Genomic DNA, 26,915 nt, shown 5'->3' on the forward strand with positions numbered 1-26,915 from the left:
ATAATTGGTGATTCTTCATGATGCAAAGGTAATAAATACTTATGAAATTATGTGCTTAAGAGGATAGACTTGCAACTGGGTTTTAGGACTGACCCCTAATTAGACTAATTCTCACATCTTGCTACAGAACTAACAGTAAAGTCTCTTGAAAGGTATAAAAACAAAAAAGGGAATTACTTTCGTAATTCCTTTTGATGCGCTCCAGGATGGGCTTGAACCAACGACCCCCTGATTAACAGTCAGGTGCTCTAACCAACTGAGCTACTGAAGCAGTTTGTATTGCTTGTTTCTTGTAAGCGGTTGCAAAGGTAGTATGTTTCTTTGAAACTGCCAAATGTTTTTGAAGAAAATTTCAAGAAAATCGTAATTTTCTTTATTTTCGTACGTTGGAAGGCGTGTTTTCCATTATAATAATGTACTTTTGTCCCATTATAACAGTATTAAATAACAAACGAATAATATATAATGAGAAAATTGTTTTTGGCTTTCGGACTCTGGCTACTTGCTTTCAGCGGGTCTGTTATGGCACAAAGCACTGCGGAGAAGGAGCATAATTTCAATGTAGCAAAGAACCTTGAGACTTTTTCGGCTATTTATAAGTATCTTGATTTGATGTATGTTGATACGCTGAATGCCGACGAAGTAATCGGTAATGGTATCAATTACATGCTCCGTTCACTTGATCCTTACACGATATACTACCCAGAAGACAAGGTTAAAGACCTCGACTTGATGATTTCGGGTAAGTATGCTGGTGTCGGTGCATTGATTCGTTATAATTTCTTGTTAAAGAATACGGTGATTGATGAGCCATACGAGAATATGCCAGCTGCGGAGGTTGGATTGAAGAAGGGTGACGTCATCCTTGCTATAGGCGACTCTTCAATGGTGGGAAAGGATGTTACATACGTCAGCAATCACCTGCGTGGCGATGCTGGTACAACCTTCATCCTGACTATTCAGCGTCCATCAACGAATAAGAAGATGAAGTTTAAGATTACTCGTCGTGCTATCCAGCTCCCAGCCGTACCTTATTATGGTGTACAGGATGGTGGAGTAGGCTACTTAAACCTCAACTCTTTCACAACGGGTTGTGCTAAGGATGTGCGTCGTGCCTTCCTTGATATGAAGAAGCAGGGTATGACCTCCTTTGTCTTCGACCTTCGCAATAACGGTGGTGGTAGTTTACAAGAAGCGGTTAACATCGTAAATATGTTTGTACCGAAGGGTATAACCCTTGTCAAGACCGTAGGTAAGATGGAGCGTGCAAACAAAGAGTATAAGACGACAGTCGAACCTATCGACACTGTTATGCCGATTGTTGTATTGGTGAATGACGAGACTGCGAGTGCCAGTGAGATTACCAGTGGTAGTCTACAAGACCTCGACCGTGCTGTAGTCCTTGGTACTCGCACCTACGGTAAAGGGCTTGTACAGGTGTCAATGGACCTCCCTTATAATGGAAACTTAAAGCTCACGTCAAGTAAGTATTATATCCCAAGTGGGCGTTGCATACAGGCAATCAACTACAAGCATGCTAATGGCGGGTACACAGAGCATGTTCCCGACTCATTAACACATGTGTTCCATACGGCAAACGGACGTGAAGTACGTGATGGTGGTGGTATTAAGCCAGATATAGAGGTACGTCCAGACTCTTTACCTAATATTGCTTTCTATCTTGCCTCCTCTGGTCGCGATTCTACGGAGGTGATGTGGAACTGGGAATTACAGTATATTAAGAAGCATCCAACCATCGGTCCTGCAAAAACATTCGTCATTTCAGATGCCGACTTTGAGGACTTTAAGCAAGCAGTGATGAAGAGTGGCTTCAAATACGACCGTGAGAGTCAGAAGTATTTAGAGAATCTTGTGAAGTTAGCAAGGTTCGAAGGCTATTATGATGATGCTAAACCAGAGTTTGACGCTTTGGAGAAGAAACTCACACATAACCTTGCCAAAGACCTTGAATATAACAAGCAGGCACTAAAGAAGCTGTTGACAAGCGATCTTGTGTCAGCTTACTACTATCAGAAAGGTTCTATAGAGAATAGTCTGCAGTTTGATAAGCAGTGGAAAAAGGCTGTGGAGATTTTGCAGCATCCAGCCGAGTATAAGAAACTTCTACAGCCAGTTGTTAGTCAGCCATTAGTCAAGATTGAACCCGCAAGCAGTGTTGTCGTCGATAAAAAGAACAAAACAAAGGCGAAATAGAGGGAACATTATAAAAGAAAGAATAAGGCTTATAAGTTCGGTAGGGACTTATAAGCCTTATTTTTATATAGTCATTTTATTTATCTGTTTACGTGTTATTAAATAAAATGAAGGTAAACTATTTCTTATGTGAAATATCTTTCGTTTATATGATATATTTCTTCTCAAAGGAATTGACTTATAAGTTTTTTTGTTATCTTTGTCCTGTGTAAACGCTATTTACTTGTTATTCAGTGCCAAAGAGGGTGAGGAATGATAAAAGAGAGCGACTTAGAAACGATGTTTTTTCGGTTGCTTATTTCTCTTAAAATACTTTGTTCTTTAATTTTGATAGCAATGAAAAAGATTATTTTAAGCATTTGTTTATTGTGTTCGTGGGCTGGAGTTTTTGCACAGAAACCCATAGAAGGAGATTGGATGGGCAAGCTGAACCTCGGTCCACAATCCTTGACAATTGTGTTGCATGTGAACTGTGATGCACAAGGAAAGGCTGAATGTACGCTCGATAGTCCCGATCAAGGGGCGAAGGGAATAGCGGTAGAAACAGATTACTGCTCCTCTGATTCTATCAGTATAAGCCTTGCGAGTTTGGCTCTCAGCTTTCAAGGAAAATTGAAAGGGGACGAGATAGTCGGTACTTTTACCCAAGGTCAATCCTTCCCGTTAGTCTTGAAGCGAGGAGAAGAGAAACTAAATCGTCCACAGAACCCTGTAGCTCCTTATCCATACAAGACAGAAGAAGTGGCTTTTAAGAACGTAGCAGATGGCGCAACACTTGTAGGAACACTCTCATACCCTATTGGGTATAAGAAAGGAAAGACCCCTGTCGTCTTGATGGTTACTGGGAGTGGGCAGGAGAACAGAGACGAAGAAATCTTCGATCATAAGCCTTTCCTTGTTATAGCAGATTATCTGGCACGACATGGTGTAGCCACTTTGCGGTATGACGACCGAGGTTTTGGTAAGTCGACAGGCAGAGATGTGGAACATGCAACGACGCTTGACTTTATGCGAGATGCTGCAAGTGGAGTTGATTTCCTGCGCACATCGAAGCAATTTGGTAAGGTCGGCATACTCGGACATAGTGAAGGTGGGTCTATAGCCTTCATGTTGGGTGCGAAAGGGAAAGTTGATTTTGTCATTAGTATGGCTGGGGTTGGCGTGAAAGGAGACACGGCGTTGACAGCACAAGCAAACAAGATACTCGAACTTACGGGGCAATCAATGCGTTACTCTACGCATCAGTATCGTATGAATGCAATTATAAAGAGGTCACCTTGGTTGAATTTCTTTATTGATTATGACCCATCAGCGGATATCTCAAAGACGCTTTGTCCTGTTATGGCTATTAATGGGAGTCGTGATATTCAGGTGATATCGTCGCTTAATCTGGCGGGGATAAAGGCCCATCTAAAGCCTAATCCGAAAAACATCATCAAAGAGTATCCCTCGCTTAACCATCTTTTCCAACATTGTAAGACGGGAAATGTCTCAGAGTATAGGATGATAGAAGAAACAATCTCGCCAGAAGTCTTAGAAGATATCGTCCGTTTTATCAAACAATAAGCTATCAACTTGGTTGTTCCTAATGGATTTCTAAGAGAATGTATATAGTTATTAATAACTGATTTAATGAACCTTATACTGCTTCATCCTACGTCCTATCAATCTAAATAAAGGTAGACTTAGAATTATTTTCATGACGAGAAGAATTTTTTTTCATGAAAAAAAATATTTTTCTTCATGAAAAGAAATATTTTTTTTCATGAAAAGAATTTGGAATCGATGGCTTCTTCGGGTTAGAAAAACCTTGGATATATTTCGTCTAAATCGCTTATAAGCAGATAAAAAAAAGCTGTAAAACATTTGGTCTATGCCGAAAATATTCGTAACTTTGCACTCGTTCAGAGGAATGAGGGGCTTTTTAATAGTCCCTCATTTTTCATATTAAAACGCTTATGATAGATAAAAACGTTGTAAAAGGACTCGTTGACGAGTGGCTGGAAGGTAAGGAGTACTTCCTGGTTGATATACAGATCAGTTCTGACGACAAGATTGTCGTTGAGATTGACCATGCCGATGGTGTGTGGATTGAAGACTGTGTAGAGTTGAGCAAGTATATCGAAGACCGTCTTTCCCGTGATGAGGAAGACTATGAACTTGAGGTAGGCTCTGCCGGATTAGGTCAACCTTTCAAAGTCCCACAGCAGTATCAGAACTTCATTGGAAAGGAAGTAGAGGTGCTTGGTAAGGATGGAAAGAAAGTCAAAGGCGTGTTGAAGAGTGTTGATGGCAACGACTTTATTGTGGCTGTCAACGAGAAGGTACAAGTGGAAGGCAAGAAGCGTCCTGTAAAGATGGACGTTGACCATGCGTACAAGATGGATGAAGTAAAATATACAAAATACATAATAAGTTTCAAGTAAAGCTATGGCAGCAAGGAAAATAGAGGAAGAACGTCCGAATATGATCGAGACTTTCAAGGAGTTTAAGGATACCAAGAGTATCGATCGTACCACGTTAGTGAGCGTTTTGGAGGAGAGCTTCCGTAACGTACTCGCTAAGATATTCGGTAGTGACGAGAACTTCGACGTGATTGTAAACCCTGATAAGGGTGACTTTGAGATACATCGTAATCGCGTGGTTGTGGCTGATGGCGAGGTTCAGGATGAGAATAAGGAGATTAGTCTTACGGATGCACGTAAGATAGAAGCAGACTATGAGGTTGGTGAAGATGTTAGTGAAGAGGTCGATTTCAATAAGTTTGGCCGCCGTGCTATCTTGAATCTTCGTCAGACATTGGCTTCTAAGATTCTTGAGCTTGAGCATGATTCTCTGTATAACAAGTATAAAGACCGTGTGGGTCAGATTATCTCTGGTGAGGTTTATCAGACTTGGAAACGTGAAGTACTGCTTGTTGACGAAGAGAATAACGAGTTGATTCTCCCTAAGGGCGAGCAGATTCCACGTGATCAGTATCGTAAGGGTGAGACCGTTCGTGCGGTGATCCATCGCGTTGATAACGAGAATAATAATCCAAAGATTATCCTCTCACGTACTGCCCCAGAGTTCCTTGAGCGTCTGCTTGAGGCTGAGGTGCCTGAAATCAACGATGGTTTGATAGCTATTCGTAAGATTGCTCGTATGCCTGGTGAGCGTGCAAAGATTGCTGTTGAGAGCTTTGATGAGCGTATCGACCCAGTAGGCGCTTGTGTTGGTGTACGTGGTAGCCGTGTTCATGGCATTGTTAGAGAGCTTTGCAACGAGAACCTCGATGTTATCAATTGGACAGCAAATACCAAACTCTTCATTCAGCGTGCACTTGCACCAGCTAAGGTGAGCAGCTTGACAGTTGACGAAGAGAATAAGAAGGCCGAGGTTTACTTGCAACCAGAGGAGGTTAGTCTTGCTATTGGTCGTGGTGGTATGAACATCAAGTTGGCAAGTATGCTGACAGGATACACCATTGACGTGTTCCGTGAACTTGACGAAACGAACGCAGAGGAGGATATTTACTTAGATGAATTCTCTGATGAGATAGACCAGTGGGTTATCGATGCCATCAAGGGTATCGGACTCGACACAGCACGCCAGGTGCTCAATGCTCCACGAGAGATGTTGATAGAAAAGGCAGACTTGGAGGAAGAGACCGTAGACAGCGTGTTGAACGTATTGAGATCAGAGTTTGAACAGTAAAAGGTGACTGGTTGGTGGGTGATGGTTGTTGACTGAAAGCTAACGGGTGTGACTATTCAGCAACTCCATGTTCGGAACCCCTCTCTACCAAAAGGCATTTCAACAACCAACACCCTACACCGTAAAATAAAGTTAATGAGCATCAGATTAAACAAAGCAATTCGTGAATTGAATATAGGACTCCAAACGGCAGTGGAGTTCTTGGAGAAGAAGCCAGAGTTAGGCGAGGTGAAGAACGAACTTAACTTTAAGCTAAGCGAGGACCAGTATAAGGCTCTCGTAGGTGCCTTCAACAATGATAAGGAGGTAAAGAAGGACGCAGCTAAACTCTTACAGAAGAAGACTAAGGAGAAGAAAGGCGCTGCTGATCATAAAGGTGAGACGATCTTGAAGGCTGAACGTCAGCAGTATAAACCTGTTGGAAAGATAGACCTTGATCAACTGAATAAACCTACTGCTAAGAAAGCTGTTGCTCCTACAGAGGATAAACCTGCTCCTGCTCCTGCTGCAGCTGCCGTGGAACCAGCAGAAGAGAAGAAGGAGGTTGAGAAGCATGAGACAAGTAAAAAGTCTGTAACAAACAAGGAAGAGGTTAAACCGGTGGCTCCTAAGGTTGAGAAACCAGTAGAGAAGAAGGTTGAGCCTGTAAAGAAGGAGGCTCCTGTTGTTGAGGCTGAGGTGAAGACTAAACCAGAGGTTAAGAGCGAACCAGCTACTTCTAAGCCTCAGGCTGAGCCTGTTGCTGTAGAAGAAAAGAAAGATAATGGCTTGTTCCAGACCAAGAATGAGAAGAAGATCTTGAATACTCCTAAGGTGAATGTCTTAGGTAAGATAGACCTTAGTACGCTGAATCAGAGTACTCGTCCTAAGAAGAAGAGTAAGGAAGAACGTCGTAAAGAGCGTGAGGAGAAGGCTGGTCAGAATAATGGTCAAGGCAAGAAAAAACGCGTTCGTATTAATAAGGAACGCGTAGATATCAATGCTGCCGCTAATCAACAGCAAAACCAGAATGGTAAGAAAGGTAATAACAATGGCGGTGGCAACAAGAATGCGGGTAAGAAGAACCGTAATCGTAATCAGAAACCATTAGAGGTTGATGATGAGGCAGTAGCACGCCAGGTAAAGGAGACTCTTGCTCGTCTGACAAGTAAGAGCCAGAACAAGAAGGGTGCTAAGTACCGTAAGGAGAAGCGTGATGCTGTTCAAGAGCGTCTGAATGCGGAGGCTAAGGCAGAGCGTAAGGAAAGTAAGATATTGAAGCTGACAGAGTTCGTTACTGTTTCTGAACTGGCTACAATGATGAATGTTCCTGTAACGAATGTCATCTCAACATTGATGTCTGTCGGTATCATGGTTTCTATCAACCAACGTTTGGATGCTGAGACTATCAATCTCGTTGCGGATGAGTTCGACTTCAAGACAGAGTATGTAAGTGCTGAGGTGCAGGAGGCTGTTAGCGAGGAGGTTGATGATGAGAACGATCTCGTTTCACGTGCTCCTATCGTTACTGTCATGGGTCATGTCGACCATGGTAAGACTTCTTTGCTCGACCATATCCGTAACACGAACGTGATTGCTGGTGAGGCAGGTGGTATTACCCAGCATATTGGCGCATATAGTGTAACATTGGAGAATGGCCGTAAGGTTACCTTCCTTGATACTCCGGGTCACGAAGCCTTTACTGCTATGCGTGCTCGTGGTGCACAGGTTACCGATATCGTGATTATCATCATTGCGGCAGACGACTCTGTGATGCCTACTACCAAGGAGGCTATTGCACATGCACAAGCAGCTGGTGTACCAATGGTATTCGCTATCAATAAGATTGATAAGCCAGGAGCTAACCCTGATAAGATACGTGAGGACTTGTCACAGATGAATTTGCTCGTTGAAGAGTGGGGTGGTAAGTATCAGTGTCAAGAGATCAGTGCTAAGAAGGGATTGGGAGTGAATGAGCTTCTTGACAAAGTCCTTCTTGAAGCCGATATGATGGATCTTAAAGCTAACCCTAACCGTAAGGCTACAGGTACTATTATTGAGTCATCACTCGATAAGGGTCGTGGTTATGTAAGTACGGTTCTTGTGTCTAATGGTACGTTGAAGATTGGTGATAACGTTATCGCTGGTACTTCATGGGGACGTATTAAGGCTATGTTCAATGAGCGTAACCAGCGTATCGAAAGTGCTGGACCAGCAGAGCCTGCAATCATCCTTGGTCTGAATGGTGCACCAACAGCTGGTGATACCTTCCATGTTATGGAGACTGAACAGGAGGCACGTGAGATTGCTAACAAGCGTGAGCAGTTGCAACGTGAGCAGGGCTTGCGTACACAAACACGTCTTACTCTGTCTGATATCTCTCACCGAATCGCTCGTGGTGAGTTCCATGAGATGAATATCATCGTGAAGGGTGATACCGATGGATCTATCGAGGCATTGTCTGACTCATTCATCAAGCTGTCAACAGAGAAGGTTAATGTGAACGTGATCAGTAAGGCGGTAGGTCAGATCTCTGAGAGTGACGTTATGTTAGCATCTGCTTCTGATGCTGTCATTGTCGGCTTCCAGGTTCGTCCTTCTGCCGATGCACGCCGCTTGGCCGACCGTGAGGGTGTTGAGATCAATACTTACTCTGTCATCTATGATGCTATCGATGATGTGAAGTCAACGATGGTGGGTATGCTTGACAAGGTGAAGAAGGAGATTGTCACTGGTCAGTTTGAGGTGAAACAAGTCTTCAAGATATCCAAGGTTGGAACGGTTGCCGGTGGTATGGTTACTGAAGGTAAGGTTCACAGCAAGGATAAAGGTCGCGTAGTTCGTGATGGTATTGTTATTCATACAGCTCCTATTGATGCTCTGAAGCGTTATAAGGATGATGTGAAGGAAGTTGCGACGGGTCTCGAATGTGGTATCTCGCTTGTCAACTATAATGATTTACAGGTGGGTGACATCATCGAAACCTTCACGGAGATTGAGGTTGAACAGAAATTGTAACAACATAAAAAAACCGTCTTCTCTCCGGTAAAGGAGTAAAGACGGTTTTTTCTTCATGGTAACAAATGTTGCCGTAGAACTTCATGGCATACATCTTGTATGGTCATAGAGTGTATATTTAGTATCGAGAATAGAGATGGCGAGAGCTAAAAAGACTTATTGTTGGATGAAGAGGAACGATAGGTTTTGATGCGTCAAGCAATAGGTATAAGAAAGGTAAAGAGTGTTTTTCAGATGGGCTAAACGTTAGTGATAAAGAGGTCTACGGCAATTGTAAGTATTGATCTTGATTTCTCTGACACCCTTTAACCTCTTTAACGACAGAACAGCCTCTCCTCTCTTTAATCACAAAACAAATGTCTGAGAACAAGAATAATGAATTTGTAAAGAAAGTCGCAGAGCAGAAGTATGAGTTCGGCTTTACGACTGATGTACATACGGAGGTCATTCCGAAGGGTCTGAACGAAGATGTCGTTCGACTTATTTCGCAGAAGAAAGGGGAACCAGAGTGGCTCCTCGATTTTCGTTTGAAGGCTTTCCGTTACTGGCAGACGCTCCCTATACCAACGTGGGGACACTTGCATTTGCCAGAACTACATTTGCAGGATATCTCTTATTATGCTGATCCATTGGCGAAGAAGCCTAAGAATAAGGAGATTGACCCAGAGTTAGAGAAGACTTTCGATAAGTTAGGTATTCCTCTGGAAGAACGATTAGCACTGAGTGGGACGGCTGTTGATGCCATTATGGACTCAGTATCAGTGAAGACAACCTTTAAGAAGCAGTTAGCAGAGAAGGGAATCATCTTCTGTTCTATTGGTGAAGCTGTCAAAGAGCACCCTGACTTGGTGCGTAAATACCTTGGAAGTGTTGTTCCTTATCGTGATAACTACTCTGCAGCACTCAATTCTGCGGTCTTTAGTGATGGTTCCTTCGTATATATTCCTAAAGGTGTTCGCTGTCCGATGGAGCTTAGTTCGTACTTCCGCATCAATGCAATCAACACTGGTCAGTTCGAGCGTACATTGATTGTAGCTGATGATGATTCGTATGTTAGCTATCTTGAGGGCTGTACTGCTCCTATGCGTGATGAGAATCAGTTGCATGCTGCAGTAGTTGAAATCGTTGTGTTAGATAATGCAGAGGTGAAATACTCTACTGTTCAGAACTGGTATCCAGGTGATGAGAACGGTAAGGGTGGTGTCCTGAACCTTGTTACAAAGCGTGGCGAACTACGTGGAGTGAACTCTAAGCTGTCATGGACACAGGTAGAGACTGGTTCGGCAATCACTTGGAAGTATCCTTCTTGTGTGTTGAAAGGCGATAACTCACAGGCAGAGTTCTATTCTGTTGCTGTGACAAACAACTACCAAGAGGCTGATACGGGTACGAAGATGATTCACATGGGTAAGAATACGAAGAGTACAATCATCTCGAAAGGTATATCTGCTGGACATAGTCAGAACTCTTATCGTGGCTTAGTTCGTGCTACAGCCAATGCGGAGAACGCTCGTAACTACTCAAGTTGTGACTCTCTTCTCTTAGGTTCCGATTGCGGTGCACATACATTCCCTTATATGGACATCCACAACGATACTGCTATTGTTGAGCATGAAGCAACCACTTCGAAGATTAGTGAGGACCAACTCTTCTATTGCAATCAGCGTGGTATACCAACAGAGGATGCCGTTGGTTTGATAGTCAATGGTTATGCCAAGGATGTCCTCAACAAACTTCCAATGGAATTTGCTGTTGAGGCACAGAAACTTCTCTCTGTAACTTTGGAAGGAACGGTAGGATAAAGTAGTCAAAACGTATGCGAAAGGTCATTCTTATCACGTTTGGTTTGCTGCTTACAACAATGCTTCAAGCCCAATCATGGCAGATAAAGCCGTGGCAGAAGTATTTGATTGATGAGCAAGTAAAGCTGGATACGGTGATTATATGCCGGTCAGTGATGGGGTTGCCGTATACACCCAAGCCCTTTGATACTCGCCTCTATCGTACAGTTACGGGCTCGGAGATGATAAGTAACTTGCCAGCTTACAAGAAGAAATCAAAGTCTTTCTTTGGTAAAGATGCTTATTCGTCTTCGCTCCTTGAAGAGCAAATAGAGCAAGAGAGAGTAGAAAAGATGGCTCGTGGTGAATATCACTTCTCTGATTTCGTGTTCGATATGTTGTTAGATGTTGTTAATTCATTTTTAGTGAAGGATAATTAAAGCAAAGATAATATGTTAGAAGTAAGAAACCTGCATGCAACCATCGCAGGAAAAGAAATATTAAAAGGTATCAACCTCACGATAAAAGATGGTGAGGTGCATGCTATCATGGGACCTAATGGTTCGGGTAAATCAACGCTGAGTGCCGTACTGACGGGTAATCCTCTCTATGAGGTGACCGATGGTATGGCTATTTTTAATGGCAAAAACCTATTGGAGATGAAGCCAGAAGACCGCTCGCACGAGGGTTTGTTCCTCTCTTTCCAATATCCTGTTGAGATACCTGGCGTGAGTATGACTAACTTCATGAAGGCTGCTATCAATGCAAAGCGTGCCTATGAAGGATTAGAACCAATGAAGGCTGCTGAGTTTATGGCACTCATGCGTGAGAAACGTCAGTTGGTAGGGATGGACTCCACACTCTCTCGTCGCAGTGTAAACGAAGGCTTTTCGGGTGGTGAGAAGAAGCGTAATGAGATCTTCCAGATGGCAATGTTGGAGCCAAAGCTTAGTATTTTGGATGAGACTGACTCTGGTCTTGACGTTGATGCCATGCGCATTGTAGCTGATGGCGTTAACAAGATGCATACTGATAAAACCTCATACATCGTCATCACGCACTATGAGCGACTGCTTGATATGATCAAACCAGACGTTGTTCACGTACTTTATAAAGGTCGTATCGTGAAGACGGCAGGTCCAGAATTGGCGAAGGAGATTGAACAACGCGGTTACGATTGGATAAAGGAAGAAGTGGATAACGACTGATAACGTCGTGTAAGAAAAAGTATTTACATAATGGAGCGAGTAGAAAAAGCGTTAGTAGAAAGTTGAAATTGTCTTATAAGAGAATTCAAATTGTCCTATAAGAGAATTCAAATTGTCTTATAAGAGAATTTTAATTGACTGTAATATGATGGTTTTCAATGAGTTATAAAAGCTCTTTTTAGGTTGTAATAATTGGTAAAAAAGGATTACAAAGACTGCACTTTCATTGCTCCCAAACTTCTTAAAACAAACATGCAAAGCGAAAAACAATATATAGACCTCTACACAGAGGCGCAGCAAATCATAAAGGATCATGCTGCTCCTGTGATGAATGAGGTGCGCGATAAGGCTTTTGACGATTTCCGTCGGCTGGGCTTTCCTACCAAGAAGGTGGAACGCTATAAGTACACGGACATGCAAAAGCTATTCGAACCAGATTATGGTTTGAACCTCAACAGACTTGAAATACCCGTTGACCCATACGAGACATTCAGATGTGATGTGCCCAATCTCAGTACATCTCTTTACTTTATAGTCAACGATCAGTTCTATACGAAGGCACTTCCAAACGTAAAGCTCAACGATGGAGTAGTCATTGACAGTTTGAGTCGTGTGGCTAAAGAGCGTCCAGAGTTGGTGAAGAAGTACTATGGTAAGCTGGCTGACACTGAGAAAGATGCTGTTACGGCACTGAATACTATGTTAGCACAAGACGGACTCTTTATCTATGTGCCTAAGAATGTGCAACTTGACCGTACAGTGCAGGTGATAAATATCCTCCGTTCTGATGTTGACTTGATGGTCAATCGGCGTGTACTTATTGTGCTCGAAGAAGGTGCTAAGGCGCAATTCCTCTTCTGTGACCACGCAGCTGACGACCGAAACTTCCTTGCAACACAGGTGATCGAAGCCTTTGTGGGCGATAATGCGAACCTGGAACTGAACTGTATGGAAGAGACACATGCCAAGAATGTGCGTGTTTCGAATGTTTATATCGAACAGCAACGCAATTCACGTGCAAGTCATAACGTCATCACGTTGCACAATGGAGTAACCCGAAATATGCTCGACCTTGTCTTTAAGGGTGAGGGTAGTGAGTGTTTCTGCAATGGTTGTGTGATAGCTGACAAGAATCAGCATGTTGATAACAACACACTTATCGACCATCAAGTGCCTCACTGCACAAGCAACGAACTCTATAAATACGTACTCGACGAGAATGCTGTGGGTGCTTTCGCCGGTCGTGTACTCGTTCGTAAGGGCGCACAGAAGACACTCTCACAAGAGAATAACCGTAACCTCTGTGCCAGCAAGACTGCCAGAATGTTCACGCAGCCAATGCTTGAGATCTATGCTGATGATGTTCAGTGTAATCATGGTTCAACGGTTGGGCAGCTCAATGATGCCGCTCTCTTCTATATGGAGCAACGTGGTATCGATAGAAAAGAAGCTAAACTCCTCCTTGAGTTTGCCTTTATCAATGAAGTCATCGACAAGATGGAACTCGAACCACTGCGTGACCGTCTCCACCATTTGGTAGAAAAGCGCTTCCGTGGTGAGCTTGATAAGTGCGAAGGTTGCAACTTGTGTAAGTAATTAGGTCTAAGGTTTATTGGGCTAATTAGCCTTATTAGCCCAATAGACCCAATAGCCTTATTAGCTCAATAGGCCTAATATGACCCATTAACCCAATAGAAGATGTACGATATTAATAAAGTTAGAGAAGATTTCCCGATACTCTCTCGCACCGTCTATGGTAAGCCGTTGGTTTACTTTGACAATGGTGCTACCACGCAGAAACCGCTCTGTGTGCTGGACGCCATGCGTGAAGAGTATCTTAATGTGAATGCAAATGTGCATCGTGGAGTACACTGGATGTCGCAACAGGCAACTGACTTACACGAGGCGGCACGCGAAACAGTGCGGAAGTTTATCAATGCTCGCTCCACTACGGAGATTGTCTTTACACGTGGAACGACGGAGAGTCTGAACCTTGTTGCCTCCAGCTTCACTGAAGGATGTATGCAAGCAGGCGACGAAGTGATTGTTTCTACAATGGAACATCACTCTAATATCGTTCCATGGCAGTTGCAAGAACAGCGCAAAGGGATTGTTTTGAAGGTTATCCCGATGACCGATGAGGGAGTTCTCGACCTACAGGCTTATGAGCAACTCTTCTCCGAACGTACGAAACTCGTCAGTGTAATGCAGGTAAGTAATGTTCTTGGCACCATCAATCCAGTAAAGGAAATGATTCGGATAGCCCACGAACATGGTGTACCAGTTATGATTGATGGTGCACAAAGCGTACCGCATTTTGCTGTTGACGTACAGGATTTAGATTGTGATTTCCTTGCTTTCAGTGGGCATAAGGTCTATGGTCCTACGGGTGTAGGTGTTCTTTATGGTAAAGAGAAATGGCTCGATAAGATGCCACCTTACCAAGGTGGCGGTGAGATGATAGAGCATGTCAGCTTTGAGAAGACCACCTTTGAGCGTCCACCATTGAAGTTTGAAGCCGGAACTCCCGACTATGTAGCTACTCACGGACTTGCCAAAGCCCTCGATTATGTCTATGCTTTGGGAATGGATAACATCTTTGCGCATGAGCAAGACCTCACACATTATGCCCTTCAGCAGTTGCGTGAGATAGAAGGAATGCACATCTACGGGCATGCTGGTGATAGTGGCGATGCCGTTATCAGCTTCAATGTAGGCAATATCCACCACATGGACCTCGGTACACTCCTCGATCAACTTGGCATTGCAGTCCGGACTGGTCATCATTGTGCCCAGCCCTTGATGGATCGCTTGGGTGTTCTCGGAACTGTTCGTGCCTCTTTTGGACTTTATAACACCCGTGAGGAAGTAGACGCCTTGGTATCTGGTATCAAGCGTGTATCCATGATGTTCTAAGACTATAAGCAGTTTAATATAGGTGTTCTTATGCGTTCAATTACGTTTATGAACACCTATCTCTTTTCTGTAGTTCCCTCCTTTGTGGGTAAAGATCATGTTGACTTATTCGCTTTTTTGCATTTATAAAGTGCAAATCCAAACCAAGCAAAGTTGAGAACTTGTACTAATAGTGAAGGGATGATAGGCAATATTGCTAAGATAAGGGCCAATTGTGCTTGTGTGATATAAGAAGCCTGTTTGCTACTTACCTCTCGTTCGAGTACAGCACTGTAGTATTTTCTCAACCATTCCATTGGGGTCTGAAACCATGCTGTGGCATCTGTAATAAAGTTGCTAAGCTCAGTAAACGAAGTGTTACGTTCTGTGAGAGTCATTTCCTTTTTCATATTCATGTCTTATTAATTGTTTGCTATATATATAATAGGTGTAAAACCCATCTTTGGTTTACGATTGCAAAAATAGAAACAGGCTGTGCAATGAATGTTCACTCCGTATTTTTTATTTGTTATATAAATTTAATTTGAAAGGTTCTTTAACATCTTAAGGGTTATTGTATGTTGTTAAGTCATTATTACGAAGGTCTTGTTGAAGTTGGTTGCGACGAAGCAGGTAGGGGCTGTCTTGCTGGGAGTGTCTACGCTGCAGCGGTTATTTTACCTCCTGACTACGAAAACGAGTTACTCAATGATTCGAAGAAACTATCAGCCAAGAAGCGTTATACACTTCGTGCAGAGATAGAACGGGACGCTGTTGCATGGGCGGTAGGTGTTGTGACTCCAGAAGAGATTGATAAAATAAACATTCTGAATGCGTCTTTCCTTGCAATGCATCGAGCATTAGACCAGCTGAAAGTACGCCCAGAAGCTGTCATTGTTGATGGCAATCGTTTCAAACCTTATCAAGAGCTTCCCTTTACTACTATAGTAAAAGGTGATGGAAAGTATCTTTCTATAGCAGCGGCATCAATCCTTGCTAAGACTTATCGTGATGATTACATGCAGGCGCTGGCAAAGGAATATCCGCAATATGATTGGCAGTCAAATATGGGTTATCCTACAAAGAAGCATCGGCAGGCTATCAGCGAACATGGAGTTACACCCTATCATCGCAAGAGTTTCAACCTTTTGGGCGATGGTCAGCTAACACTTGACTTTTAGAAAGAGTCGATTGAATTGTATGATGGAATTTGAAGGTTAACCATTTTGGCTCTTCCGTTAAATGCGTGGATGCTTTTCGTACAACTTTAACGTAAGACCCAAAGTGATTCATCAAACAAAAACATGGGCAAGACAGCCAACTGTCCATTCTATCATCACCCTCCGATGCAAAACAACCTTTTCATTTTAATACGTTCAAAATACAGACAAGAGTTTGAAAAGTCATTACATAATTTCAAACAAATCATCTGCAAATATAAAAAGCAATTGCAAAAAAGCAAGTTTATAACCAGCAGCCAATCAAATGGTTATCAAGTCATTCTTAAAAGGTGCTTAATTAGACTTCAAAAGGGCGTTAGTAACACGCTAAAAGAGCATCTATTGCAAGCTAATCAAGCATCTTTTAGAAGCAAGAAGAGCATGTGTCAGTTTTGAACTGGGTAAAAATATTTACATGCAACGATGTTATGGTAGTAAAGGCAGAATGACATGCTAATGAACAGACACAGCATCAATTTACCTTTTCTGCATCTTATCTTGTAGTTTATCTTCCGATGTAAGACCATCTGATTTTGGACAGTCATACTTTGCAAGTGCATAAGCCTTTATCCTATTTCCAACCTACGCATTTAACGGAAGAACCAACATTTTGCGTTAATAGGAACCTAATTTCTTAATGGTGGATTTTATCAGTACCATTCGTGCGATTGGTTCAACACCTAACCTATAGGAATGTTTATAAAGCTATGGAAAATGTCATAGGAAACGTTAACTGAACAGTTCACGCAGAACGTGAAAGCTCTTTAATTCAGGCATATCAGGTACATGGAGTCGATAGTAATGCAATACAATGTCAGAGATTCGGTTTCGATTATGACGAGAAAGACGGAATAGGTGCATATTCTCATAGTCCATACGAATCAGTTGGTTAATTTCTGCAGCATCTACAGGAAGTAGATAATCAGAATGGAGGGGTGCATGCTCTGTAAAGGTGGCATTGCGAAGATCGAAACATGCTCCTTCTTGGTATGCATCAAGGTTGGGAAAGAAACCTATAAAACGGCTGAGGCGCATCATGAAGACAAGGTGGAAATTTGCATAGTCATGTTCTGCTTCATCCAACCATTCCATACTTGCACACACATACTTATATAGATGAATGTTTTGCTGCTCCCCACGTGTAACATAATAAAGGAATTCTGATAGGAAGAGGAGGATAGCCGACTTCACAGGATCGAAAGGTATAGAGCCATAAGGTCGAAGGATACGTACTTCCTTTATACGCTGTAGGGATGTTCGTGGACGGTAATCAAATTCAAGGTCGAGTAAGGTCAGTGGTTGAAAATACTGCTTCTTAATCTTTCCCTTTGCCGTCTTGGGTATGCGTGTTATAAAAGAAATACGACCCTCTAATTCGGTAAATATGTCGATTATTAACGATGAATCACCAAACTTAAGAGAATGCAAAACGATAGCTTTCGACTTCAAAATCATATAAAAAACAATGCAAAATTACAAAAATACAGCCTCTTATGAAAATTAATTAGCGAAAAGTTTGGCTGATTAAAATAAATGGGCTACCTTTGCACCCGCAAAATCAGCTATGGTCCCTTCGTCTATCGGTTAGGACGAGAGATTTTCATTCTCTAAAGAGCAGTTCGACTCTGCTAGGGACTACAAGTAAAATAAAAGAAGAAAACAAAGATGGCAAATCACAAATCATCATTGAAGAGAATCCGTCAGGACAAGGTTAAGACCTTGCACAACAGATATTATGCAAAGACTATGCGTAACGCTGTTCGCAAGTTGCGTAGCATGACGGATAAGGAAGAGGCTGTTAAGCTCTACCCTGTTGTACAGAAGATGTTGGACAAGTTGGCAAAGACTAACGTTATCCACCAGAACAAGGCAGCTAATTTGAAGTCTGCTCTCTGCAAGCACGTAGCTGCATTGGGATAAAAAAATACTTTCAGTCATAGCTGAAAAGAACAATAAGAGCCGTAATCCTATTGGGATTATGGCTTTTTGCATATTATACACTTGTTAGACTTATAGAAAGTGCTTGGGCAAATGGGGGCATTTCAATTTACTGTCACTACTGTCATCCACTGTAAGCACCTAACTTATTAGCTTACAGAGGTATAAATGAAATGTTAAAAGTGACAGCAAATTAAAATAAAGAAAACCACGTATAGACAGCTGTATTTACGATAAAGCTAAATTAATCTTCTCTGCCATATCCACAGCTTGCTTGATTCTATCGCCCATACCGATACCATCTTTCAGATTACCAATAATATGTAAACTTGGATAAGCACGTTCTACGGCATCAATAGTACGAAGGCGTGCATCCGTTTCGGGCATATATTGTGGAATAGCATGACTGTGCCTATAAATACGAATAACGTCGGCTCGGGTACCTTTGGGGTATCCCAACATCGTATGAAGGGACGTATTAACCAATTCTGTCAAATCTTCATCCGTCTTATTGAGATATTCTGGATGACAAGCACCACCAATGAAGAACGCATAATTAGCTCCATCCTTAGGCGAACGCCCCTGAAAACAAGCGGAAGGCATAAGAATTCCCAACACATTCTGTTTTTCTTTAGACGGTACTAACCCGCCAAAGGCATTCCAATGTACATCCCCTGTATTCTTCATTCCTACTCCAACCTCAATCACAGGAGCATAATAAAGATTGCTTAAATCGTCAAGTTGATCCTTAGGTAAGAAACTCAACAACTTTGGTAAGGCATAAGCAGGACAAGTTGTAACAACCTGCTCAGCTATTATAGTATTGTTACCCCAAGACAGTTTCCACTTATCTCCTAACGGCTCTATACTTAGCTCTTTGCAATTCGTTAGGATCCTCTCATCACCTATCACTTTTCCTAACGCAGAAACAAGGCTACGGAAACCTCCACGAGTAGAGAAGACAGCCTTTGTTGCACGCTTTTCCCTGTCCGTTTTCGGTTGTTTTGCAAGTGCTATAGCCCCTTTGATAAAACTCCCATAACGCTGTTCTAAGTCGTAGAGTTTAGGCAAAGCAAGGCGAGTTGGTAATTGATAAGGATTACCAGCATACACGCCAGAGAGGAAAGGGTCGACTGCATAATCCACAAAAGACCGTCCCAAGCGTCGTTCTGCGAGGCTTCCCACACTCTCATTAGGCTCTGTTCCCTTCTTACGCCATGGCTCACCAAGAATATGGAACTTATCTTTCAGCGTAAAGAGAGGAGTCGTTATAGCAGACCAAAGTCCAGAAGGTAAGGCATGGAAGCGTCCATCTTTCCATATCAAACGGCACTTAGCAGAACTCTGTGCCACCTCCAGCGTACATTCATCACCTAACATATCGAAGAGTTCAGCCACTTCAGGATATTTAATAGTACCCGTACTCGGGCCTTGTTCCATCACAAAGCCGTCAACCTCTTCCGTCTGCATAAGTCCACCAATACGGTCAGTAGCCTCCAAGACCACAACATCTTGACCTTTACGACGCAGATAAGCAGCACAAGTAAGACCAGTAAGACCTGCACCAACGACAACTATCTTTCTTTCTTCCATAATATTAATGCTATATAGATTCCTCTCCCAAAGTATCTCTCCCCAACGTAAAGGAAGCGTAAAACTTTTATATTGGCTTTGAAAACTTCTTATCCGTAGCCACCATCATCGGATCAAGTGCGGCAGCCACAGTACGAACAAAGGGATTTCCCTCCCCTGTCATCTCCAAGGTATTCTCTGTCAAACAAAGAATACCATCTCTTTCCATCTCTTGCAGACGCTCAACATCATAATTGATAGCCCCTTTCACGTCAGCTACCGACACAGCAAGATCCTCCGCAATATGTGTCCAATCAATATGATAGTTACACATCAAACGTTCAATAACCTCACGTACTATACGCTCTTGTGGCGTTAATTGGTAGCCTTTCCGGATAGGCAATGTATCTGCAGAGACTTCTGAAATATATTCGTCTATCGACTTTGTATTCTGTGCATAGGCAGTCTCTAATTGGCTGATACCCGTCACACCGAAAGCATACACCTGTCCTGTTGTACGACGTGTACAATAACCTTGGAAGTTTCGATGTAGTCTATGAGATTGCAAAGCCTCAGATAGTTCATCATCAGGAAGTACAAAATGGTCCAAACCAACACTAAGATAACCCGCCTCATGCAGCACATCTTTAGCCTTTTGGAACATCAAAGCCTTCTCCTCCGTATCAGGAAGACCAGCCTTTTCAAGTATCATCTGACGTTTAAATATCCATGGGCAGTGTCCATAACTAAATGTTGTAACACGGTCGGGGCGCATTGCTACAGCACGCTCTATCGTCTTCTTAAAGCTATCCGATGTCTGAAGTGGTAAGCCAAAGAGGAAATCCATATTAATATTAACACCCGCATTACGGAGAATTGCCACTATTTCCTCTGTTGGCAATTCAGAAGGCGTACGATTAACAAGCCTCAACACCTCTTCATTGAAGTCCTGTACACCTAAACTAAAACGATTAAATCGTGCATCCAACAGTCCTTGCCAGTCCTTTGCTGTTAGATAACCTGGATGACATTCTATGGCTATCTCAGGCTGTTCTATCGTAGAAAAGAGTGACAGCAGATGCTCATTCAGCTCTTTAAGAACACTTACAGGCATAGCAGTTGGACTACCACCGCCATAATGAATCTGCGATATACGTCTACTTTTATCTATATGCTTTGCTACGAGATCTATCTCCTTATGCAACGCTTGCACATAAGCTTCAATACGCTCTTCCTTTGCCATAGGGTAAGAGTTGCAGCCACAATAATGACACAGACGCCGACAGAAAGGCATATGAAAATAAAAGGAAAGCTTCTTCTCACGCACCTCATTGCTATAATCAACCTCCTTCAAAAACTCTTCCCCAGTAAAAGGTCGGAAGAAGTTAGCTGGTGGATAACTCGTATAACGAGGTACAGATACATTGTATTTATCAATCAGTTCTTGCTTCATTCGTCGAAATAAATTATATGACAAAGGTACGAATACCTCCTAACATAAACAATCCTCATTTATAAGGAAAGCACTATACACTTCCAAACCTTACTCTACTATGCTTTTACTCGAATAGATCATTAGGCTACAATATGTGAGCAGTTTGGTTTAAAGCTATGTTCTTCAGTAAAGAAACCATGGCTTATTCTTCCTTTTTAAAGGCTGATAAAACATAGATGAGGCTGACGATAGCCACCACTGTCTCAGCTATATAAAGACCACGATAGTCGAAGATATGCGCCACCGTTCCCGCTAATACCGCAACGAGCAGACCGCTTACATGACTAATAACAATTTGTATGGTAAAGTCAGTCCCTTCTCTACCAGGACGTACGCATCGCATGGCTGTAGTGTAAAGAACCACAGTTGCCAATCCGTAACAAGCTTGGATATATATGATTCCGATGACAAATGCAGTCTTGTTAAAGACGGCAAAAGTCATTGCAAGGAAGTAGATAGGTGCCAGTATAATAAGTCCTGCAATAATAATACGAGCCTTATAAATTCCAATTCGCCGTATGAGAACTCCAGAAAACCACGCCATAACGAAGGAAGCAGCAGTTCCGACGATACCCGTAAGGAATCCTATCTCCTTCATATCGTACCCCTTATCAACGAGGTAAGGACGCATCATGGAAAGAATACCGATGATTCCCATATAATACAGCAGCAAGAAACCTATCTGTGGCCATATCTCCTTACGTCCAAAGAAGCTAAAGATGTCAGTCCACTTGGCACGTTCTCTCGGTTTCTCATTCTCTATCTTGATATAAGGATTAAACATTAAAGGAATAATCATCATACAAACAAACAAGGCTAAACAGGGTACTACTACATTCCAACCATAGCTTTTCAGTAAGATAAGTAAGACTCCTCCACCAATGACAGCACCTCCGAAGGCTCCCATAGACTGCATACTATTGAGCATACTATGGTCGTGCTTCTTAAAAGAAAGGATGGCAAGCGCGTCTGTAGCAATGTCTTGTGTAGCCGAAGCAAGCATAGAGATAGACGCCAAAATAACCACAAGCATGATTTCTGAACGTACATTAATCAGCCCTGTGGCTAAGAGTGCAACGGCATATATCAACTCTGTAGCGATAATCGTACGTTTGTAGTCACGCACTGTTACGCAGTGGCGGTCAACAAAAGGTGACCATAGGAACTTGATCGTCCATGGAACTCGGACAAGGTTTAGCAAACCAATGGTTGCAAGACTATATTGACCTTCCCTCATGATAACCTGTAAGGCTGTCATAAGAAAGGATGACGGTACCATCTGTGCGATATATAGACAGAAGAACGTACCAAAACTTAGTTTCTTTGATGAAATGCTGTTGAACATGTAGTGAATTATATAAATAGAGCAACGTGTTACATATCATGAGAAAGGACTTTAGGAGAAGTGAGCTGAAATAGCTGTAGCATCCTTTTCCTCCAATCCTTCATCCCGTCCTTAGAATGTCACGCTGAGGGAAGTACCAAAGGTAAGAGGCTTACCCTTCTGTGCATAGTTACCAGTTGACATCTTGAAACTGTACGCTATATAGTCAGTTCCTGTCAAATTCTTACCCCAAAAATCCCATGTGAATATACCTTTTGTGATACTAACCTTTGCATTAAGCGTCCCATAGAAGTTCTGGCGAACGACATTGTCATCAGCCCAATAGATACGACCGAGCCCTGTAAAGCCTGCATTAACGACAATCTTATCAAACCAACCTGCCTGCAAAATGGTGTAAGTCCCATCTATTGAGAGTGTGTGGTTAGGCACCATTGGAAGTCTATTACCCGAGAAATCCTCTGCAGCACTCTTCTTATATTCCAAGTAACGAGCGTGGGTGTAACCATAGTTCATACTAAACTGTAAGCTCTTTATTGGATGATAAGCAAGTGAAAGTTCGAATCCCTTACTATCCGTATGTCCTGCATTCGCAATTAGATTACCCACAGCAGGGACCGTATAGGTAGTCTGCATGTGTCGCCAATCAATGTAGAAAAGATCTGCTTCAGCTGTCAATCGTCCATTCAAGAACTTTAGTCGCGCCCCTACCTCGTAATTCCAGCTGTATTCTGGGTCGTATGCACGCTCTGCATCAGTCTTGAAGATTGTATTAAATCCACCAGGCTTATAACCACGAGTGACACTCGCATAGTAGAGATTGTCCCTGTTTGTAAGATATTGAAGCGTAAACTTAGGAGTGAACTGACGGAAGTTAGCAATACTAATAAAGTCCTTTACATGTGCATTAGCACCTGTTGTTAACGTTACCTTATCTTGATTGTAGTCTATTTTCGCATGCTCATAATCAAAGCGTAAACCAACAGTTGCCGATAACCCCCTCCATATATTATAAGAACTCTGATGATAGATAGCATAACCCGCTGTAGGGTTCTTATAGGAAGTTGGAGTAGAGAAATCCTTTGTATAATAGCTTGTTTCTATAAAGGGGTTAGAATGGAGTAGCATACCAAACATACCAATAATCCACTGATAACGACCTTTATCATTCGATTTCAAGGTTAGCTCTTGTGAAAGCATATTCTGATGATAACTATTATCAGCATAGAAGAGGTCCTTTGGTGTGAAATCTTGGTCTATCCCTTGATGTGATTTGATGAATTGATAAGACGTCTGACTATTGAAACTAATACGACTATTCTCATATCGAGCATTAAGACCTGTTGTTGAAATCAAACGTTTGTAAGTGCTATTGCGGTTATAACTAATAGGTGATAGTGCATCTTTCGTAAGGTCGTATGGCGCATATGGATAACCATTCTGCTTACTATGAGTAAGCGTACTATTGAGATGAATAAGCCAATTTGTGGTTGGTCGCCAGTAAAGTCCGAGTCGTCCTTCAACCTCATTCACCTTATCCGCCTTAACATTCAGGAACTGATTGGTGAACATACCATCGTTATGATGATAAGAAATAGCACTTGACAAACCAAGTTTATCAGTCAGCTTAGAGTAGTTAGAAGCCTGTGCTACAACGTCGTTATACCTTCCATAGCCTACTTTTATACGTGTCTTCTGATAATCAAGAGGGTTATGTGTGTAGACATTGATAACACCTGCTATAGTGTTGCGCCCATATAAGGTTCCTTGTGGACCTCGAAACACATCTACAGCAGCAATATCACTGAGGTCAATATTAAATGCTGAAGACTCAAAATGAGGCACACCATCTACATAGAAACCCACAGCAGAACCCTTCGTCTTTGCTCCGATACCACGAATAAAGATAGGTGTGTTAGCATATGAACCATAGTTGGGCATGTAAAAGTTAGGCATAACTGCCGTTAACTCCTTCAAATTCACAATTTGTTGGTTCAGTAATTGCTGACTGTTAATGGTTGAAACTGCAATAGAAGTTAGGTTTCTTTTGTTCTGCTTGAAGTCAGTAACGACTACTTCGTTAAGTGATACATCTTTGTTCACTACTGAGTCTGGAGTCACTCCAGCTACCCCACTGATAGCAAGGGATGCAAGTAATAAGGTATTTAACATAAAGATGGTTTTTGTTAATGTTTTTGTGTTGCAAAGGTACAGATAATGACTTTTTCGAACAATCCTCATTTATAAGGAAATTAAATATTACCACTAAAAAGAATAAAAGCTAATTATCAGCACAAAACAGCAATTTGATATGTTTTCTTTTGTGTTTTTTGCAGGTTTTTATTTTCAAATATAAAGGAAAAAGTGTATCTTTGCATACTAGTAAGTACAATCAGAAACAACAATGACGGCAAATCCAGAAAACGAGAATAATTACTCCGCCAGTAACATTCAGGTCTTAGAAGGCTTGGAAGCAGTGCGCAAGCGTCCTGCTATGTACATTGGTGACATCAGTGAAAAGGGACTCCATCACTTGATAAACGAGACCGTTGATAACTCTATTGACGAGGCCATGGCGGGCTACTGTCATAATATTGAAGTTACGATAAACGAGGATAACTCCATTACCGTTGAAGATGACGGTCGTGGTATCCCTGTTGATATGCACGAAAAGCTGCATAAGAGCGCCCTTGAGGTCGTGATGACCGTCCTCCACGCTGGTGGTAAGTTTGACAAGGGGTCATACAAAGTCAGCGGTGGTTTGCATGGTGTGGGTGTGAGTTGTGTAAATGCTCTCTCTACACACATGATGTCTCAGGTCTTTCGTAATGGTAAGATCTATCAGCAGGAGTACGAGAAAGGAAAGCCTCTCTACCCAGTGAAGGTTGTTGGTGAGACCGATAAGACGGGTACACGACAACAGTTCTGGCCAGACCCAGATATCTTCTCTACGACAGTCTACCAATGGTCAATCGTAGCACGCCGTATGCGTGAGTTGGCTTATCTCAATGCTGGTATTAAGATTACACTTACCGACCTTCGTCCAGACCCAGAGACAGGTAAGACACGTACAGAAGTCTTCCATGCTAAGGACGGTTTGAAGGAGTTTGTTCGTTATGTTGACCGCCATCGTCAGCATCTCTTCGATGATGTTATCTATCTCAAGACCGAGAAGCAAAACATTCCTATCGAGGTGGCTGTGATGTACAACACTGATTATACAGAGAACATCCACTCATACGTTAACAATATCAATACTATCGAGGGAGGTACTCACTTGCAGGGTTTCCGTGCTGCATTGACTCGTACACTGAAGGCATACGCGGACAACGACCCACAGATTTCAAAGCAGTTAGAGAAGGCTAAGATTGAAATAGCAGGTGAAGACTTCCGCGAGGGATTGACAGCTGTCATCTCTATCAAGGTTGCTGAACCACAGTTTGAGGGTCAGACAAAGACGAAACTGGGTAACAGTGAGGTCGCAGGAGCCGTACAGCAGGCTGTTGGTGAGGCGCTGACTGATTATCTTGAGGAACATCCTAACGAGGCAAAGATGATTTGTAACAAGGTTATCCTTGCTGCTACAGCTCGTGTGGCAGCCCGTAAGGCACGTGAAAGCGTACAGCGTAAGAACGTGATGAGCGGTGGAGGTTTGCCTGGTAAGCTCGCTGACTGTTCTAACAAGGACCCTAAGGACTGTGAGATCTTCCTCGTCGAGGGTGATTCTGCCGGTGGTTCTGCTAAGCAGGGACGAGACCGTTATACACAGGCTATCCTTCCTCTCCGTGGTAAAATTCTGAATGTAGAGAAGGTTCAGCGTCATCGTGTATTCGAGGCTGAGTCTGTTATGAATATTATTCAGTCTATCGGCGTCCGCTTTGGAGTAGAGGGTGAAGGCGACTTTGAGGCTAACACTGATAAACTCCGCTATGATAAGATTATCATAATGACCGATGCCGACGTCGATGGTTCCCACATCGACACACTGATTATGACTCTTTTCTATCGTTATATGCCGAAGGTTATCGAGCACGGACACCTCTACATTGCTACGCCTCCGCTCTATAAGTGTACTTACAAGAAGGTTAGTGAGTATTGCTACACTGAGCAACAGCGCCAGGCCTTCATTGATAAGTATGCAAATGGCGATGAAGAAGACAAGGCTATACACACACAACGTTACAAAGGTCTTGGTGAGATGAACCCAGAACAGCTTTGGGAGACAACTATGGACCCAAAGACACGACTCTTGAAGCAGGTTACTATCGAGAATGCTGCTGATGCTGATGAGATCTTCTCTATGCTAATGGGCGATGATGTTGAGCCTCGTCGTGAGTTTATCGAGAAGAATGCGACCTACGCTAACATTGATGCATAAGCCTATTGCAATATACTAAAAGCAGCCTTTTAAGGCTAAGAATATAATGAAGACTCCCTTTCTCACGGAATGAGAAAGGGAGTCTTTTTCTTTTACCCATCCGTCTTCTTGAGTGATAGGGTTGGCGTTATGAAATCAGAAAGATCTATACAAAAGCAAGAAATATTTGCGTTATACCA

General features: G+C 42.5%; 19 protein-coding genes and 1 tRNA gene. 13 read left to right on the forward strand and 7 right to left on the reverse strand.

The window, feature by feature from the left end; all coding sequences use genetic code 11:
- Window positions 1-197: 197 nt before the first annotated feature.
- A tRNA-Asn gene (locus CHB62_RS03415) sits at window positions 198-271 on the reverse strand.
- Between the two features lie 194 nt (window positions 272-465).
- On the opposite strand from CHB62_RS03415, the gene CHB62_RS03420 reads away from it, so the two are divergent.
- The 10 genes from CHB62_RS03420 to CHB62_RS03465 all read left to right on the forward strand — a co-directional run bounded on the left by CHB62_RS03420 (window position 466) and on the right by CHB62_RS03465 (window position 14,812).
- A complete protein-coding gene (locus CHB62_RS03420; protein ID WP_089365722.1) occupies window positions 466-2,214 on the forward strand; it encodes a S41 family peptidase in 1,749 nt (582 codons plus the stop codon).
- Between the two features lie 336 nt (window positions 2,215-2,550).
- Window positions 2,551-3,780, forward strand: a complete 1,230-nt coding sequence (locus CHB62_RS03425) for an alpha/beta hydrolase family protein (protein WP_089365783.1) — start codon at window positions 2,551-2,553, stop codon at window positions 3,778-3,780.
- A 392-nt stretch (window positions 3,781-4,172) separates the two neighbouring features.
- Window positions 4,173-4,640, forward strand: a complete 468-nt coding sequence (rimP, locus tag CHB62_RS03430) for a ribosome assembly cofactor RimP (protein ID WP_009010932.1) — start codon at window positions 4,173-4,175, stop codon at window positions 4,638-4,640.
- A gap of 4 nt (window positions 4,641-4,644) precedes the next feature.
- Window positions 4,645-5,910: a transcription termination factor NusA gene (gene nusA, locus CHB62_RS03435; RefSeq protein WP_089365723.1), complete on the forward strand. Its 1,266-nt coding sequence runs from the start codon at window positions 4,645-4,647 to the stop codon at window positions 5,908-5,910.
- A 135-nt stretch (window positions 5,911-6,045) separates the two neighbouring features.
- Window positions 6,046-8,907, forward strand: a complete 2,862-nt coding sequence (gene infB, locus CHB62_RS03440; RefSeq protein ID WP_089365724.1) for a translation initiation factor IF-2 — start codon at window positions 6,046-6,048, stop codon at window positions 8,905-8,907.
- 356 nt (window positions 8,908-9,263) lie between these two features.
- Window positions 9,264-10,709, forward strand: coding sequence for a Fe-S cluster assembly protein SufB (sufB, locus tag CHB62_RS03445; protein WP_008823621.1), 1,446 nt, complete (start codon window positions 9,264-9,266; stop codon window positions 10,707-10,709).
- A gap of 14 nt (window positions 10,710-10,723) precedes the next feature.
- Window positions 10,724-11,128 (forward strand): hypothetical protein, encoded by a 405-nt coding sequence (locus CHB62_RS03450; RefSeq protein WP_089365725.1) that lies wholly within the window; start codon window positions 10,724-10,726, stop codon window positions 11,126-11,128.
- 12 nt (window positions 11,129-11,140) lie between these two features.
- Window positions 11,141-11,896, forward strand: coding sequence for a Fe-S cluster assembly ATPase SufC (sufC, locus tag CHB62_RS03455; RefSeq protein WP_008823623.1), 756 nt, complete (start codon window positions 11,141-11,143; stop codon window positions 11,894-11,896).
- Between the two features lie 252 nt (window positions 11,897-12,148).
- Window positions 12,149-13,492: a Fe-S cluster assembly protein SufD gene (sufD, locus tag CHB62_RS03460; protein WP_008823624.1), complete on the forward strand. Its 1,344-nt coding sequence runs from the start codon at window positions 12,149-12,151 to the stop codon at window positions 13,490-13,492.
- A 102-nt stretch (window positions 13,493-13,594) separates the two neighbouring features.
- The gene (locus tag CHB62_RS03465; protein WP_009010926.1) at window positions 13,595-14,812 is read left to right on the forward strand and encodes a cysteine desulfurase; all 1,218 of its coding nucleotides are present in this window, start codon (window positions 13,595-13,597) and stop codon (window positions 14,810-14,812) included.
- Between the two features lie 95 nt (window positions 14,813-14,907).
- On the opposite strand, the gene CHB62_RS03470 is transcribed toward CHB62_RS03465, so the two are convergent.
- Entirely contained in the window at window positions 14,908-15,201 is a 294-nt protein-coding gene (locus CHB62_RS03470; RefSeq protein ID WP_009010925.1) for a hypothetical protein, read from the reverse strand.
- Window positions 15,202-15,369: 168 nt separating this feature from the next.
- Here CHB62_RS03470 and rnhB point away from each other — a divergent pair, with 168 nt between their 5' ends.
- Entirely contained in the window at window positions 15,370-15,972 is a 603-nt protein-coding gene (rnhB, locus tag CHB62_RS03475) for a ribonuclease HII (RefSeq protein WP_009010924.1), read from the forward strand.
- A 768-nt stretch (window positions 15,973-16,740) separates the two neighbouring features.
- Here rnhB and recO read toward each other — a convergent pair.
- Entirely contained in the window at window positions 16,741-17,466 is a 726-nt protein-coding gene (recO, locus tag CHB62_RS03485; RefSeq protein WP_089365726.1) for a DNA repair protein RecO, read from the reverse strand.
- Between the two features lie 210 nt (window positions 17,467-17,676).
- On the opposite strand from recO, the gene rpsT reads away from it, so the two are divergent.
- Window positions 17,677-17,931, forward strand: a complete 255-nt coding sequence (gene rpsT, locus CHB62_RS03490) for a 30S ribosomal protein S20 (RefSeq protein WP_004358670.1) — start codon at window positions 17,677-17,679, stop codon at window positions 17,929-17,931.
- Between the two features lie 246 nt (window positions 17,932-18,177).
- Here the strand turns inward: rpsT and hemG are convergent, their stop codons facing one another.
- The 4 genes from hemG to CHB62_RS03510 all read right to left on the reverse strand — a co-directional run bounded on the left by hemG (window position 18,178) and on the right by CHB62_RS03510 (window position 24,530).
- On the reverse strand, window positions 18,178-19,542 hold the full coding sequence (hemG, locus tag CHB62_RS03495) for a protoporphyrinogen oxidase (protein WP_089365727.1): 1,365 nt from the start codon (window positions 19,540-19,542) through the stop codon (window positions 18,178-18,180).
- A 67-nt stretch (window positions 19,543-19,609) separates the two neighbouring features.
- Window positions 19,610-20,974 carry an oxygen-independent coproporphyrinogen III oxidase gene (hemN, locus tag CHB62_RS03500; protein WP_089365728.1) on the reverse strand — a complete coding sequence of 455 codons (1,365 nt, stop codon included), beginning with the start codon at window positions 20,972-20,974 and terminating at the stop codon, window positions 19,610-19,612.
- A gap of 184 nt (window positions 20,975-21,158) precedes the next feature.
- Window positions 21,159-22,361: an MFS transporter gene (locus CHB62_RS03505; RefSeq protein ID WP_089365729.1), complete on the reverse strand. Its 1,203-nt coding sequence runs from the start codon at window positions 22,359-22,361 to the stop codon at window positions 21,159-21,161.
- A 111-nt stretch (window positions 22,362-22,472) separates the two neighbouring features.
- Window positions 22,473-24,530 carry a TonB-dependent receptor gene (locus CHB62_RS03510; protein WP_089365730.1) on the reverse strand — a complete coding sequence of 686 codons (2,058 nt, stop codon included), beginning with the start codon at window positions 24,528-24,530 and terminating at the stop codon, window positions 22,473-22,475.
- Between the two features lie 232 nt (window positions 24,531-24,762).
- Between CHB62_RS03510 and gyrB the strand changes: the two genes are divergently transcribed.
- On the forward strand, window positions 24,763-26,736 hold the full coding sequence (gene gyrB, locus CHB62_RS03515) for a DNA topoisomerase (ATP-hydrolyzing) subunit B (RefSeq protein ID WP_009010918.1): 1,974 nt from the start codon (window positions 24,763-24,765) through the stop codon (window positions 26,734-26,736).
- Window positions 26,737-26,915: the final 179 nt, after the last annotated feature.

The organism is Prevotella jejuni (assembly GCF_900187995.1).
GTDB lineage: Bacteria > Bacteroidota > Bacteroidia > Bacteroidales > Bacteroidaceae > Prevotella > Prevotella jejuni.